We start from the raw sequence: 13,067 nt of genomic DNA, 5'->3' as shown, positions 1-13,067 counted from the left end.
CGATGAAGCGAGGCGCCGCACTCTTCCGCACCGGGTTGGCCGGGACAAGCCCGGTCGTGATGCGAGAGAATGCCTCGTCCGCACCCCACCCTGACGTCCTCCTCACTATGGGGAGGGAAGGAGTCGCGTCTGTCCATGAGCGTGCAACGACCTTCGGAGGACAGCCTGATCGCCCGGTTCTTCGCCCCCATCGCGGGTGAGGGCGCCCTTGGCCTGAAGGACGACGCCGCCCGTCTCAGCCCCAGGCCAGGCCACGATCTCGTCCTCACCGTCGATGCGCTGGTGGAGCACGTCCACTTTCTGCCCGAGGATGCGCCCGGGTCCATTGCCCGCAAAGCGCTCGGCGTGAATGTCTCGGATCTCGCCGCCAAGGGCGCCGATCCTGCAGGCTTCCTCCTGAGCCTCGCCCTGCCCGACGACTGGACCGAGAACTGGCTCGCCGAGTTCGCCGCCGGCCTGGGGGAGGCGTCCCGCGAATTCTCCTGCCCGCTCCTCGGCGGCGACACGGTGAAGGCGAGGGGTCCGTTGACCCTGTCCGTCACCGCAGTCGGGCAGGTTCCGGCGGGCCGGATGGTTCTGCGCACGACCGCAAAACCCGGCGACGTCGTCTGCGTCACCGGCACGATCGGCGACGCGGCCCTGGGCCTGAAGCTGCGCACCGCCCCCGCCTGGGCCGACGGCCTGTCGCGCGAGGAACAAGGGCATCTCGCCGACCGCTATCTCCACCCGCGGCCGCGCCATCGCCTCGCGGCAGCTCTGCGCCGCCATGCCAGCGCCGCCATGGACGTTTCGGACGGCCTCGCCGGGGATCTCGCCAAGATGATGCGGGCCAGCGGCGTCGGCGCTGTCGTCGAAACCGACCAGGTGCCCCTTTCCGGTGCCGCCGCGAAGGCGGTTTGGGCCTCGCCGGACCTGGTCGACCTCGCCCTGACCGGCGGGGACGACTACGAGATCCTCTGCACTGTCCCTGAAAAGAATCTCGACAGTTTCCGGAAAGAGGCCGATAGGGTCGGGATCACCCTGTCCGTCATCGGCCGAGTCGTCTCAGGACATGACCTGCCGGTCTTTCGGATCAATGGTCTCGAAAGACGCTACGATGTCGGTTCCTACCAGCATTTCTGACACCTCCTTCCAAGCCCCTTCCAGCGACGCCATTGCCAAGCACAACGCCGTCGTTCTGGCCATCGCCATGGCGCTCGGCGGCTCGAGTCCGGCCATCGTGGTGTCGCTCGGCGGACTCGTGGGACAGGCGCTTGCATGGGACAAGGAACTGGCGACGCTCCCCGTCAGCCTGCTCAATCTCGGCCTGGCGCTCGGCACCATCCCGGCCGCCATGCTCATGCGCAAGGCAGGGCGGCGGATCGGCTACATCATCGGAGCCGGGATCGGCCTCGCGGGCGGTTGCCTCGCCGCCTACGGCATCGCCTCGTTCAGTTTCACTCTGTTCTGCCTGGGCACTCTGATCATCGGCAGCTACGGCTCCTTCAACCAGAGTTATCGTTTCGCCGCAACGGATTCCGCTTCCGATGCCTTCAAGGCCAGGGCGATCTCCTGGGTCATGACCGGCGGACTGGTGGCCGGCGTCGTCGGCCCCCAGACCGTGATCTGGACCCGTGATGCCATCCAGGCGGCGCCCTTTGCCGGGGCCTTCCTGGGGCAGGCGACGCTGGCCTTCCTGTCGATGATCGTCGTGTCGTTCCTGCGGCCGGCTCCGGTCAGCGTTGCGTCGACGAAAGCGGCCGGACGGCCGCTGATCGAGATCGTACGTCAGCCCCGGTTCATCGTGGCCGCGGTGACCGGGCTCGTATCTTACAGCCTCATGACCTTCATGATGACTGCCGCCCCCCTCGCCATGATCGGCTGCGGTCATTCGGTCGGTGCTGCCGCACTGGGTATTCAGTGGCATATCCTGGCCATGTTCGGGCCGAGCTTCTTCACCGGTCGGCTGATCGCCCGATTCGGCAAGGGCAGGGTGACGGCTGCAGGCCTCCTGCTGATCGCCCTTTCGGCCGTCATCGGCCTGTCCGGCATCGGCATCGCGCATTTCTGGGCAACGCTCATCCTTCTCGGGATCGGCTGGAACTTCGGCTTCATCGGCGCGACCGCCCTGGTGACCGACTGCTACCGTCCGGAGGAACGCGCCAAGGTCCAGGCGGCCAACGACTTCCTCATCTTCGGCTCGGTGGCCGTTGCCTCCTTCTCGTCGGGTAAGCTCCTGAGTGCCGGCGGCTGGGAGAGCGTCAACTGGCTGGTCTTCCCACCCGTCGTCGTCGCTCTAGTTCTGCTAGCTTGGCTGCAGAGGACGAAGGCTATCGCACCCGCTTAAAGTATTAAGGCGTTCCTGTGGGTTGTGCTGGCAGGATTCTTGCGAACGGCCTAGTTTTTTGCCACCAACTATAACGTTCGCTGGGGGTAGGGGCCGATCAAGGCCAAGAGACAGGCCTTGATGAGTGGCTTTCTGCTTTCCCATAACAAGGATGGCATGATGGCACTTACCCTAATTATCTTGGGCGGCCTTCTTTCGATTGCCTATGGCTTCTGGGCCATTAGCGACGTGATGAAGCGGGACGCCGGTTCCCAGCGTATGCAGGAAATCGCTGGTGCGATTGCCGAAGGCGCGAAAGCCTATCTCCGAAGGCAATATCTCACGATCGCGATCGTCGGCGTCGTCCTGTTCGTCATCCTTGCCTATTTTCTGGGTATTCGCGTTGCCATCGGTTTCGCCATCGGTGCCATCCTTTCCGGTACGGCAGGCTTCATCGGGATGAATGTGTCGGTTCGGGCCAATGTTCGTACGGCCCAAGCTGCAACCCAATCCCTGGGCGCCGGCCTCGACGTTGCCTTCAAGTCCGGTGCCGTGACCGGGATGCTGGTGGCGGGCCTTGCCCTTCTCGGCGTCGCAATCTATTACGGCTACCTCACACGCATTGCGGGCTTGGCTCCGTCCGACCGCGTGGTCATCGACAGCCTCGTGGCCCTCGGCTTCGGTGCCTCGCTGATCTCGATCTTCGCCCGCCTTGGCGGCGGCATCTTCACCAAGGGTGCCGACGTGGGCGGCGATCTCGTGGGCAAGGTCGAGGCCGGCATTCCGGAAGACGACCCGCGCAATCCCGCCACCATCGCCGACAACGTGGGCGACAATGTCGGCGACTGTGCCGGCATGGCGGCCGACCTGTTCGAGACCTACGCGGTGACCGTGGTCGCCACCATGGTCCTCGCCGCCATCTTCTTCGCCGGCCAGGCGACCCTCGACACCATGCTGATGTACCCGCTCGCCATCGGGGCCGCCTGCATCGTCACCTCGATCATCGGCAGCTTCTTCGTGAAGCTCGGGCAGAACGAGTCCATCATGGGTGCGCTCTACAAGGGGCTCATCGTGACCGGGGTTCTGTCGGCGGCGGCCATTGCCGCGGTCACTTGGCAGATGATCGGCTTCGGCCCGGTCCCCGGGGCGGACTTCACCGGACAGGCCCTGTTCTGGTGCGCGATGGTCGGTCTGGGTGTCACGGCGCTCATCGTGGTCATTACCGAGTACTACACCGGCGTCGGCTTCCGTCCGGTGCGGTCCATCGCCCAGTCCTCGGTGACAGGCCATGGCACGAATGTGATCCAGGGTCTTGCGGTTTCGCTCGAATCCACGGCGCTGCCGACCATCGTCATCATCGCGGGCATCATCATAGCCTTTAAATTCGCGGGCCTCTTCGGGATCGCGATCGCCGTGACGGCCATGTTGGCTCTCGCGGGCATGATCGTCGCCCTGGATGCCTTCGGCCCGGTGACCGACAATGCCGGCGGCATTGCCGAAATGGCCGGTCTCCCGAAGGAGGTCCGCAAGTCGACGGACGCTCTCGACGCAGTCGGCAACACCACGAAGGCGGTGACCAAGGGCTATGCTATCGGCTCCGCAGGCCTCGGCGCCCTGGTGCTGTTCGCGGCCTATACGTCTGATCTGAACTATTTCACTCAGAATGCGGCGCAGTACCCGTACTTCCAGGGCGTGGCGCCGAACTTCTCCCTGACCAATCCCTACGTCGTGGTCGGCCTCCTGTTCGGCGGTCTCATCCCGTTCCTTTTCGGCGGCATCGCCATGACGGCGGTGGGCCGGGCGGCAGGAGCGGTGGTGGAGGAAGTGCGTCGTCAGTTCCGCGAGAAGCCGGGCATCATGGCCGGCACCGACCGTCCGGATTACGGGCGTGCGGTCGACATGCTCACTCGCGCGGCGATCAAGGAAATGATCGTGCCTTCGCTCCTGCCGGTGCTGGCACCGATCGTGACCTACTTCGTGGTCTACTGGGTGGCAGGCAAATCAGAGGCCTTCTCGGCCGTGGGCGCCATGCTGCTCGGCGTGATCGTGACGGGCTTGTTCGTCGCGATTTCGATGACTTCGGGCGGCGGCGCCTGGGATAATGCCAAGAAGTCCTTCGAGGACGGCTTCACCGATGCCTCGGGCACGACCCATCACAAGGGCTCAGACGCTCACAAGGCCTCCGTCACGGGCGACACCGTCGGCGACCCCTACAAGGATACGGCGGGCCCTGCCGTGAACCCGGCGATCAAGATCACGAACATCATCGCGCTCCTGCTCCTCGCGATCCTCGCCCACTCGTAGGGACGGTATTGCCAAAAAGCATGAGACCCCGCGGCGAGAGCCGCGGGGTCTTCTTTTGCAGGCATCAGAAATGAAATGGCCGGGACAAGGCCCGGCCATTCTGTATTCTCGTGCCGATGTCGGGTCAGCTGAACGGGTTGAAGCTGGTCACGCCCTTGAAGATCTGGCCGAGGAAGCTGGCCTCTTCGCCGCCGGCCGGGGTGGTGCGACTGATGAAATCGAAGACCTTGCCGTCCTGGAGGCCGTAAAGAGCGACGCGCTCGACACGCAGGCCCTGGTCGAAATAGACGGCGGTGACCTGCTGGTCCACCACCTGCTCGCCCATGAACTGCAGCGTGCGGCGGGATTTCTGACTGATGTAGTACCAGTTGCGATTGCCGACGGTGGACACGGTCGAAGGTGTTCCGAGGGTCTGGAGAACCTGATCGGCGCTCATGCCCTTCTTCACCTGAGCGATGGCGCGCTCGTCCGCGACGTAGCCGCGTTGGAATTCCTCGCCCACCGTGCAGGCGGCAACGGACGAGGCGAGAACGGTTGCAGTAGCCAGGCGCACCAAAAGAGTATGATATCGACGCATCGTACGGTTCTTCCAGAAATGCGGCGCGGATAAGCTTGCGCCTACGGATGGTGATGGCGTAACCCGAGGCTACGATTTTGACAAGCTTGGAAGGGCAGAGCCGTGATCTTCAGTCTCTTCCGCAAGGATCCCCGGCGAACCACCATTGCGACCCTCTACGAGAGGATCGCGACTGCATCGCGCACGCCTGGTCTCTATGCGGTACTTGGCATTCCCGACACCCTGGAAGGGCGGTTCGAGGCCCTGTCGCTGCACATGGTTCTGGCCCTGCGTGCTCTGCGTGAACTCCCGGATCCCGCCTATGAGGTGGCCAAGGACCTGACCGACGCATTCTTTCAGGACATGGATGCCTCTTTGAGGGAAATGGGCGTCGGCGACACGGTCGTTCCGAAGCGCATGAAGAAGGTTGCCGAATCCTTTTATGGGCGAGCCCATGCCTATGATGCCCCGCTCAACGGTGGCGACGAGGCCGGTCTGGCGCTGGCTCTCGGCCGCAATGTCTACGGCAGAGAGGCACCGGCCACCTCCCTAGCGCGTTATGCTCTCGCAGCCGATCGGGGATTCAAGACGCTGAATCTGGACACCATTCTAGGAACAGGGCCCGTTTTCCCTGGGCCTGAGACCTTTGCTTAAGGAGGCAATCTGATGACACCCGAAACCGTGGGACCTTTGTCGCGGCTCGTCGACGTCATGAAGATCCCGCCCCGTGGGCAGGACGTCCATGTGGAGGCAACGGCCGAGGAATGCGCTGCCCTGGCCCACGACTTCGGCTTGCCGAGGATCCAGGCGCTTTCCGGCGACTACCAATTGAGCGCCTCCGCCAAGGGCATCCATGTGACAGGGGTGGTCAAGGCCTCGATCACCCAGATTTGCGTGACGACCCTCGATCCCTTCGATTCCATCATCGAGGAAGAGGTCGAGGTGGATTTCGCGGAGCCCTCAGGCATGCCGGCGGAGCCACCGACCGAGATCCATGAATATGAGCCGCCGGATGAGATCGTGAACGGTCAAATCGACCTAGGCGCGCTCACAGCCGAATTTCTCGCCCTTGGCCTCGATCCCTATCCGCGCAAGCCTGGAGTCGACTTCAACTATCGGGATCCTTCGGACGAGAAGGATTCGCCCTTCGCAGCCTTGAACAAGCTGAAGGGGAGCAAGTAGGGGGCTGGCGCAACCGGTCCTTACGGCATATCTCCAGCCAATGTCTGCCTGATCCCGGGACTCCAGAATTCAGTTGCGGCGGGAGCGCAAACCGCTATTTTCCGCCCCCTGTTGAATGACTTAAAAAGAAAGAACAATCGTTCATGCCGAAGCCGGTGCGTATTTCGCTTGATGCGATGGGGGGCGACCACGGTCCGTCCATCGTGATCCCGGGCGCAGCCTTGGCCTTGGAGCGTCATCCCGATCTCCGCTTCCTGATGTTCGGCAATGAAACGGTTGTTTCGCCTCTCCTGAACGCTCACCCCAGGCTGAAGGGCGCCACCGAGCTGCGCCATACGGACGTCGCCATCGCCATGGACGAGAAGCCCAGCCAGGCCATCCGGATGGGGCGGGGCAAATCCTCCATGTGGCGGGCCGTCCAGGCCGTCCGTGATGGAGAAGCGGATGCTGCCGTCTCAGCCGGCAACACCGGGGCCCTGATGGCGACCGCCAAGGTCTGCCTCAAGACGATGGCGCATATCGAGCGCCCGGCGATCGCATGCATGTGGCCGACCATGAGGGGCGAGAGCATCGTGCTCGATGTCGGTGCGACCATCGGCGCTGATGCAGGACATTTGGTGGATATGGCAATCATGGGCGCTGCCATGGCGCGCATCGTGTTCGACCTGGATCGCCCGACCGTGGGGCTGCTCAATGTCGGCACGGAGGAGATCAAGGGGATTGAAGCGGTCAAGGAAGCCAGCCGGATCCTGAAGGAGTCGAACCTTCCGCACCTGGATTATCGCGGCTTCGTGGAAGGCGACGATCTCGGCAAGGGCACCGTCGACGTCGTCGTGACCGAGGGCTTCACGGGCAACATCGCCCTGAAGACTGCGGAGGGAACGGCCAAGCAGATCGCCCAGTACCTGCGCTCGGCCATGAGCCGCACCTTGATGGCTAAAATCGGCTACCTGTTCGCGAAACAGGCCTTTAACGCTCTCCGGGACAAGATGGACCCGCGCAAGGTCAACGGCGGCGTCTTCCTGGGCCTCGAAGGTGTGGTCGTCAAAAGCCATGGCGGCACGGACGATCTCGGCTTCGCGAGCGCCATCGACGTCGCTTACGACATGGCGCACTTTGAATTGATGAACACGATCCGGAGCATGTTGGATCATGATCCGGTGGGCCAAACGGCCTGAGGAAGGCGCATCTTGAAACGCACCCGTTCCGTCGTACGCGGCATCGGCTCCTATCTGCCGAGGCGCAAGCTGACAAACCAGGACCTCGAGAAGTTCGTGGAAACCTCGCACGAGTGGATCGTGCAGCGGACCGGCATCGAGGAGCGCCACATCGCCGACGATGACGAAACCACGTCCGTTCTCGGGATCAAGGCAGCGGAAGCGGCCCTGGCGGACGCCGGGCTCACGGCCGACGACATCGATCTGGTCATCTGCGCCACCTCGACGCCCGATTATACGTTCCCATCGACGGCCACGATGATTCAGACCGGGATCGGCATGACGCATGGGGCGGCCTTCGATCTTCAGGCCGTCTGCACGGGCTTCGTCTATGCCGTGGCGACGGCGGACAAATTCCTGCAGTCCGGCTCACACAAGCGTGCTCTGGTGATCGGTGCAGAGACCTTTTCCCGCATCCTCGACTGGAATGACCGCACCACCTGCGTTCTGTTCGGCGACGGAGCAGGGGCCATCGTCCTCGAGGCCCAGGAGGGGGAGGGCACGTCCGGCGACCGTGGGGTCCTGACGTCCCACCTCCGTTCCGACGGGCGCTATCGGGACAAACTTTATGTCGATGGCGGCCCCGGCTCGACCAAAACGACCGGCGTTCTGAAAATGGAGGGCCGCGAGGTCTTCAAATTCGCCGTCGGCATGGTGGCAGATGTGGTGCAGGATGCCTTCAAGGCGACCGGTACCAGCGCCGAGGAGCTGAAGTGGTTCGTGCCGCACCAGGCCAACAAGCGTATCATCACGGCGAGTGCGGATAAGCTCGGCATCGCGCCGGAGAAGGTTGTCATCACCGTCAACAAGCACGGCAATACCTCGGCTGCTTCGATTCCCCTCGCCTTGGACGCCGCCCGAAAGGATGGGCGGATCAAGGACGGTGATCTGGTCATGATCGAGGCCATCGGTGGTGGCTTTACCTGGGGAAGCGCCCTGATCCGCTGGTAGCCTCGAGGCCTTCGACTCGGGTTGTTTCCGGTATTTCTACCTTGGCGGTTGACCGTAGGGAGCCATCTGCATAGCGTCGTCCGGGACGACAAGACCAACGAACTCATTCGCGCTGGGGAGCTCAATGGCTGGCAAGACGATAACGAGAGCGGATCTGAGCGAGGCCGTCTATCAGAAGGTGGGTCTCTCGAGGACCGAATCGGCTGAACTGGTGGAGCGGGTCCTGGGCGAAATCTGTGACAGCTTGGCCGCCGGCGAGACCGTGAAGCTCTCGTCTTTCGGCTCGTTCATCGTGCGCAGCAAGGGAGAGCGTGTCGGCCGCAATCCCAAGACCGGGGTTGAGGTTCCCATCGATCCCCGACGGGTCATGGTGTTCAAGCCTTCAAACGTCTTGAAGGCGCATATCAACGGTGAGACCTTCGAAGGCGAGGATTGATCCGGCTATGGCGAGCGGCGTCATGGACAAGAGCCCCGACGCATTCCGCACGATCAGCGAGGTCGCTGAAGACCTCGATGTCCCTCAGCATGTGCTGCGCTTCTGGGAAACCCGATTCAATCATATCAAGCCGCTCAAGCGGGGCGGCGGGCGGCGCTACTACCGCCCTGACGACGTAGACCTGCTCAAGGGCATCCGCCATCTCCTCTATGGGGAAGGCTACACGATCAAGGGCGTTCAGCGGATCCTGAAAGAGGAAGGGGTTCGCTTCGTTCAGGGCATCGGGCGCGGGGAGCAGAGCGTCACGACGCTTCACCCTGAGGTGGAGCAAGCAGGCGTCGAGGAGCTCGAGCTTCCTGATGGAAGTCACCTCTACGAGGAAGAGGCCCCGGCCTGTGTTCCTCTTCTGCAGGGTTTGTCTCCGGACGCACGTCGCGGGCTCCAGGCTGTCCTCGACGAGCTGTACGAATGCGACCGGGTGCTCGCGTCTTTGAAGGGCCCAGGTGAGGCTTCGCCAGGTGAATGAAATGGCAAGGAGCCCATGCTCGGGCCACCTTCCGGGCCCCTTTCCTATGCAGGCGATGCAGGTTTCCTGCAAGCTTTCGAAAATGGATGCATTGGACTCTTGACAGGGGGTAGGGGGGCCCTTAAACCCCACCCACACCGCTTTGGCGGTCCGATGCGCGGGCGTAGCTCAGTCGGTTAGAGTGCCGGCCTGTCACGCCGGAGGTCGCGGGTTCGAGCCCCGTCGCCCGCGCCACTTTCCCCCGAAAGCGTCAAATCTGTACACGCCTGAGGTTGGCGTCTCGGGATCGGATTGAACGAACCTGTCCGCGGAGCGGTTCGACGTCGGGCACTTTTTCCCTGCAGGCGCATTCTCCCCACAGCTTCATGCGTTCAGCCGAGTTCCAGGGGCTGATCCGGCACGTGCGGCGCCCCAGAACGTGCCTATTGGTATCGAACACCTGACCCGGAAGAAGTTCGACGAGATTCGGAACGAGGACGATGCCAGGCTGAAGCGGCAGCCAAACGCCGGGCGGCTAAAGCTGCCGAAAAGGTGACGTCCTAGTTTGGAATGGTTCTTTTTGCGGCAGTGCAAACACTTGTCAGGGAAGGGGAACTCAGCTAAGCCTCCCGCGCAATCAGCGTGTTGTCGCAGGGGCTTTTATCGGGCCTTTCTGGGGCTTAAATGCGTTTCAGATTGCCGGCTTCGAGCCGGAATCAGTTCCTTCTAGGTGTCGTATGACGAATCTCCTCGCCGACTACCTGCCTCTCGTAATCTTCATCGGCGTCTCGCTCCTGATCGGGGTGGCGCTGCTCGTGGCGCCGTTCATCGTCGCCTACAGCCGTCCTGACACCGAGAAGCTGTCCGCCTACGAGTGCGGCTTCAACGCGTTCGATGACGCCCGCATGAAGTTCGACGTGCGGTTCTATCTCGTCGCAATCCTTTTCATCATTTTCGACCTGGAAGTGGCATTCCTGTTTCCCTGGGCCATCACGTTCGGGAATCTGGGCTGGTTTGGCTTCATCTCCATGATGATCTTCCTTGGTGTCCTGACGGTCGGATTCATTTACGAGTGGAAGAAGGGGGCCCTTGAATGGGATTGATCTCCGAGACCCAGTCGACCCTGGTCGCTCCTGCCCCTCGCGGCATCGTCGACCCGAATACCGGTAAGCCGGTCGGTTCGACGGACCCTTATTTCGTCTCCATCAACGAGGAACTGTCCGACAAGGGCTTTCTCGTTACCTCGACCGAGGACCTCATCACCTGGGCGCGCACCGGTTCGCTCATGTGGATGACCTTCGGCCTCGCCTGCTGTGCCGTCGAGATGATGCAGATGTCCATGCCGCGGTACGATGCCGAGCGCTTCGGCTTCGCGCCACGCGCCTCGCCGCGTCAGTCGGACGTGATGATCGTGGCCGGTACGCTCACCAACAAGATGGCTCCCGCCCTCCGCAAGGTCTATGACCAGATGCCGGAGCCGCGCTATGTCATCTCGATGGGATCCTGCGCCAATGGCGGCGGCTATTATCATTATTCCTATTCCGTGGTTCGTGGCTGCGACCGGATCGTGCCGGTCGACATCTATGTACCGGGCTGCCCGCCGACGGCTGAGGCCCTTCTCTATGGAGTCCTTCTCCTCCAGAAGAAGATTCGTCGTACTGGTACCATCGAGCGCTGAGCAAAGGTCGTTGCATGAGTGCTGAGCTCCAAGCCCTGAGCGATCATATCGCCTCGTCCCTCGGCGAAGCGGTCGAGGACCGGGCCATTGCCTTCGGCGAGCTGACGATTGTCGCCCACCGTGAGGAAATCGTGCGGGTGGCAACCTTCCTGCGGGACGACCCGCAGTGCCGGTTCGTCTGCTTCATCGACATTTGCGGCGCGGACTATCCGGCCCGCGAGAAGCGCTTCGACGTGGTTTATCACTTCCTTGCGCCACACCATAACCGGCGCATCCGCGTGAAGGTGGAGACGGACGAGGTCACCCCGGTTCCGTCGCTCGTAGGCATTTGGCCCGCCGCGAACTGGTATGAGCGGGAGGCCTATGACCTCTACGGCATCCTGTTCACGGGGCACCCGGACCTGCGCCGGATTCTCACCGATTACGGCTTCGAGGGGCACCCTCTGCGCAAGGACTTCCCGATGACCGGCTATGTCGAAGTCCGCTACGACGATGGTCAGGGCCGCGTTGTCTACGAGCCGGTGAAGCTCAATCAGGAATTCCGCAACTTCGACTTCCTCTCTCCCTGGGAAGGCACGGATTACGTGCTGCCCGGCGACGAGAAGGCCAAGGCATAAAGGAGCGGAGAGGGCGACCCATGGGTGAGCATAATATCCGTAACTTCACGATCAACTTCGGTCCGCAGCACCCGGCTGCGCACGGCGTTCTGCGTCTCGTGCTGGAGCTGGACGGCGAAGTGGTCGAGCGCGTCGATCCGCATATCGGCCTGCTCCACCGCGGTACCGAGAAGCTGATCGAGTACAAGACCTACGTTCAGGCCAATCCCTATTTCGACCGGCTTGACTACGTGGCGCCCATGAACCAGGAGCACGCCTATTGCATGGCGATCGAGAAGCTCCTGGGGATCGAGGTGCCGCGTCGTGCACAGCTGATCCGTGTCCTGTTCTCGGAGATCGGGCGCCTGCTGTCGCATCTCCTCAACGTGACGACGCAGGCCATGGACGTCGGCGCGCTTACTCCGCCTCTCTGGGGTTTCGAGGAGCGCGAGAAGCTGATGATCTTCTACGAGCGGATTTCCGGCTCGCGGATGCACGCCAATTACTTCCGCCCCGGCGGCGTGAACATGGACATCCAGCCGGAGCTGATCGACGATATCGAGGCCTTCTGCGATCCGTTCCTTCAGGTTCTCGACGATCTCGACACCCTCGTGATCGGCAACCGCATCTTCAAGCAGCGCAACGTCGACATCGGCACGATCACACTGGACGATTGCTTCGCCTGGGGCTTCTCAGGTCCGATCGTCCGCAGTTGCGGCGTGGCCTGGGACCTGCGCAAGTCCCAGCCTTACGAGTGCTACGAGGAGATGGAGTTCGACATCCCCGTCGGAAAGAATGGCGACAACTACGATCGCCAGGTGATCCGCATGGAGGAGATGCGCCAAAGCGTACGTATCATGCGCCAGTGCCTGAGCAAGCTGCGGGCGCCGGACGGGCAAGGACCGGTGACGACGCTCGACGGCAAGGTTGCCCCGCCATCGCGCAAGGACATGAAGCGCTCCATGGAAGCGCTGATCCACCACTTTAAGCTCTACACGGAAGGCTTCCACGTTCCCGCGGGCGAGGTCTATGCGGCCGTGGAGGCCCCGAAGGGCGAGTTCGGCGTCTATCTCGTGTCGGACGGCACCAACAAGGCTTATCGCTGCAGGATCCGCGCCCCGGGCTTCGCCCACCTCCAGGGCATGGATTTCATGTGCCGCGGCCACATGCTGGCCGACGTGGCAGGCGTTCTGGGTTCCCTCGACATCGTGTTTGGCGAGGTCGACCGCTAACAAGAGCTGCCCCGGTTCCGGGGCGGATATCCACGCACCTTGAGGCGTGTTGGAAAAGTTCAAGTCGCGAGTGGCCGGGCCTCATGCCCGGCCATGGCGATGAGG

14 protein-coding genes and 1 tRNA gene are annotated in these 13,067 nt (G+C 62.7%); 14 read left to right on the top strand and 1 reads right to left on the bottom strand.

The window, feature by feature from the left end; translation table 11 throughout:
• The first annotated feature begins 135 nt into the window (after window positions 1-135).
• The 3 genes from thiL (at window position 136) to KHP60_RS02285 (ending at window position 4,609) form a co-directional block, all read left to right on the top strand.
• Window positions 136-1,122, top strand: a complete 987-nt coding sequence (gene thiL, locus KHP60_RS02295) for a thiamine-phosphate kinase (RefSeq protein WP_213561954.1) — start codon at window positions 136-138, stop codon at window positions 1,120-1,122.
• Window positions 1,097-2,326 carry an MFS transporter gene (locus KHP60_RS02290; RefSeq protein WP_213561953.1) on the top strand — a complete coding sequence of 410 codons (1,230 nt, stop codon included), beginning with the start codon at window positions 1,097-1,099 and terminating at the stop codon, window positions 2,324-2,326. The genes thiL and KHP60_RS02290 overlap by 26 nt, the downstream gene beginning before the upstream one ends.
• 156 nt (window positions 2,327-2,482) lie before the next feature.
• Entirely contained in the window at window positions 2,483-4,609 is a 2,127-nt protein-coding gene (locus tag KHP60_RS02285; protein ID WP_213562163.1) for a sodium-translocating pyrophosphatase, read from the top strand.
• 124 nt (window positions 4,610-4,733) lie between these two features.
• Here the strand turns inward: KHP60_RS02285 and KHP60_RS02280 are convergent, their stop codons facing one another.
• Entirely contained in the window at window positions 4,734-5,186 is a 453-nt protein-coding gene (locus KHP60_RS02280; RefSeq protein WP_213561952.1) for an outer membrane protein assembly factor BamE, read from the bottom strand.
• Window positions 5,187-5,288: 102 nt separating this feature from the next.
• Here KHP60_RS02280 and KHP60_RS02275 point away from each other — a divergent pair, with 102 nt between their 5' ends.
• The 11 genes from KHP60_RS02275 to KHP60_RS02225 all read left to right on the top strand — a co-directional run bounded on the left by KHP60_RS02275 (window position 5,289) and on the right by KHP60_RS02225 (window position 12,962).
• A complete protein-coding gene (locus tag KHP60_RS02275) occupies window positions 5,289-5,819 on the top strand; it encodes a ubiquinol-cytochrome C chaperone family protein (RefSeq protein ID WP_213561951.1) in 531 nt (176 codons plus the stop codon).
• A gap of 12 nt (window positions 5,820-5,831) precedes the next feature.
• Window positions 5,832-6,347 carry a DUF177 domain-containing protein gene (locus KHP60_RS02270; protein ID WP_213561950.1) on the top strand — a complete coding sequence of 172 codons (516 nt, stop codon included), beginning with the start codon at window positions 5,832-5,834 and terminating at the stop codon, window positions 6,345-6,347.
• A 143-nt stretch (window positions 6,348-6,490) separates the two neighbouring features.
• Window positions 6,491-7,525 carry a phosphate acyltransferase PlsX gene (gene plsX / locus KHP60_RS02265; RefSeq protein WP_213561949.1) on the top strand — a complete coding sequence of 345 codons (1,035 nt, stop codon included), beginning with the start codon at window positions 6,491-6,493 and terminating at the stop codon, window positions 7,523-7,525.
• 12 nt (window positions 7,526-7,537) lie between these two features.
• On the top strand, window positions 7,538-8,515 hold the full coding sequence (locus KHP60_RS02260; protein WP_213561948.1) for a beta-ketoacyl-ACP synthase III: 978 nt from the start codon (window positions 7,538-7,540) through the stop codon (window positions 8,513-8,515).
• A 124-nt stretch (window positions 8,516-8,639) separates the two neighbouring features.
• A complete protein-coding gene (locus KHP60_RS02255) occupies window positions 8,640-8,951 on the top strand; it encodes an integration host factor subunit alpha (RefSeq protein WP_152709275.1) in 312 nt (103 codons plus the stop codon).
• Between the two features lie 22 nt (window positions 8,952-8,973).
• Window positions 8,974-9,477, top strand: a complete 504-nt coding sequence (locus KHP60_RS02250) for a MerR family transcriptional regulator (protein ID WP_213561947.1) — start codon at window positions 8,974-8,976, stop codon at window positions 9,475-9,477.
• A gap of 157 nt (window positions 9,478-9,634) precedes the next feature.
• Window positions 9,635-9,711 (top strand) — tRNA-Asp (locus tag KHP60_RS02245).
• Between the two features lie 482 nt (window positions 9,712-10,193).
• Window positions 10,194-10,559 carry an NADH-quinone oxidoreductase subunit A gene (locus KHP60_RS02240; protein ID WP_036351452.1) on the top strand — a complete coding sequence of 122 codons (366 nt, stop codon included), beginning with the start codon at window positions 10,194-10,196 and terminating at the stop codon, window positions 10,557-10,559.
• Entirely contained in the window at window positions 10,550-11,134 is a 585-nt protein-coding gene (locus tag KHP60_RS02235) for an NADH-quinone oxidoreductase subunit B family protein (RefSeq protein WP_213561946.1), read from the top strand. Before KHP60_RS02240 ends, KHP60_RS02235 begins: the two co-directional genes overlap by 10 nt.
• Before the next feature lie 14 nt (window positions 11,135-11,148).
• Window positions 11,149-11,751, top strand: coding sequence for an NADH-quinone oxidoreductase subunit C (locus KHP60_RS02230; RefSeq protein WP_213561945.1), 603 nt, complete (start codon window positions 11,149-11,151; stop codon window positions 11,749-11,751).
• 20 nt (window positions 11,752-11,771) lie between these two features.
• Window positions 11,772-12,962 (top strand): NADH-quinone oxidoreductase subunit D, encoded by a 1,191-nt coding sequence (locus tag KHP60_RS02225; RefSeq protein ID WP_213561944.1) that lies wholly within the window; start codon window positions 11,772-11,774, stop codon window positions 12,960-12,962.
• Window positions 12,963-13,067: the final 105 nt, after the last annotated feature.

The organism is Microvirga sp. 3-52 (genome assembly GCF_018383585.1).
Classification (GTDB): Bacteria; Pseudomonadota; Alphaproteobacteria; order Rhizobiales; family Beijerinckiaceae; genus Microvirga.
The sequence above is the reverse complement of the archived record's forward strand: the minus strand, read 5'-3'. Positions and strand labels throughout refer to the sequence as shown.

Bases quoted from the DNA above. Each gene is read 5' to 3' on its own strand.
- KHP60_RS02255 (WP_152709275.1), top strand. From the start codon at position 8,640: ATGGCTGGCAAGACGATAACGAGAGCGGATCTGAGCGAGGCCGTCTAT.
- plsX (WP_213561949.1), top strand. From the start codon at position 6,491: ATGCCGAAGCCGGTGCGTATTTCGCTTGATGCGATGGGGGGCGACCAC.
- KHP60_RS02290 (WP_213561953.1), top strand. From the start codon at position 1,097: ATGTCGGTTCCTACCAGCATTTCTGACACCTCCTTCCAAGCCCCTTCC.
- KHP60_RS02270 (WP_213561950.1), top strand. From the start codon at position 5,832: ATGACACCCGAAACCGTGGGACCTTTGTCGCGGCTCGTCGACGTCATG.
- KHP60_RS02240 (WP_036351452.1), top strand. From the start codon at position 10,194: ATGACGAATCTCCTCGCCGACTACCTGCCTCTCGTAATCTTCATCGGC.
- KHP60_RS02230 (WP_213561945.1), top strand. From the start codon at position 11,149: ATGAGTGCTGAGCTCCAAGCCCTGAGCGATCATATCGCCTCGTCCCTC.
- thiL (WP_213561954.1), top strand. From the start codon at position 136: ATGAGCGTGCAACGACCTTCGGAGGACAGCCTGATCGCCCGGTTCTTC.
- KHP60_RS02235 (WP_213561946.1), top strand. From the start codon at position 10,550: ATGGGATTGATCTCCGAGACCCAGTCGACCCTGGTCGCTCCTGCCCCT.
- KHP60_RS02280 (WP_213561952.1), bottom strand. From the start codon at position 5,186: ATGCGTCGATATCATACTCTTTTGGTGCGCCTGGCTACTGCAACCGTT.
- KHP60_RS02225 (WP_213561944.1), top strand. From the start codon at position 11,772: ATGGGTGAGCATAATATCCGTAACTTCACGATCAACTTCGGTCCGCAG.
- KHP60_RS02250 (WP_213561947.1), top strand. From the start codon at position 8,974: ATGGACAAGAGCCCCGACGCATTCCGCACGATCAGCGAGGTCGCTGAA.
- KHP60_RS02285 (WP_213562163.1), top strand. From the start codon at position 2,483: ATGATGGCACTTACCCTAATTATCTTGGGCGGCCTTCTTTCGATTGCC.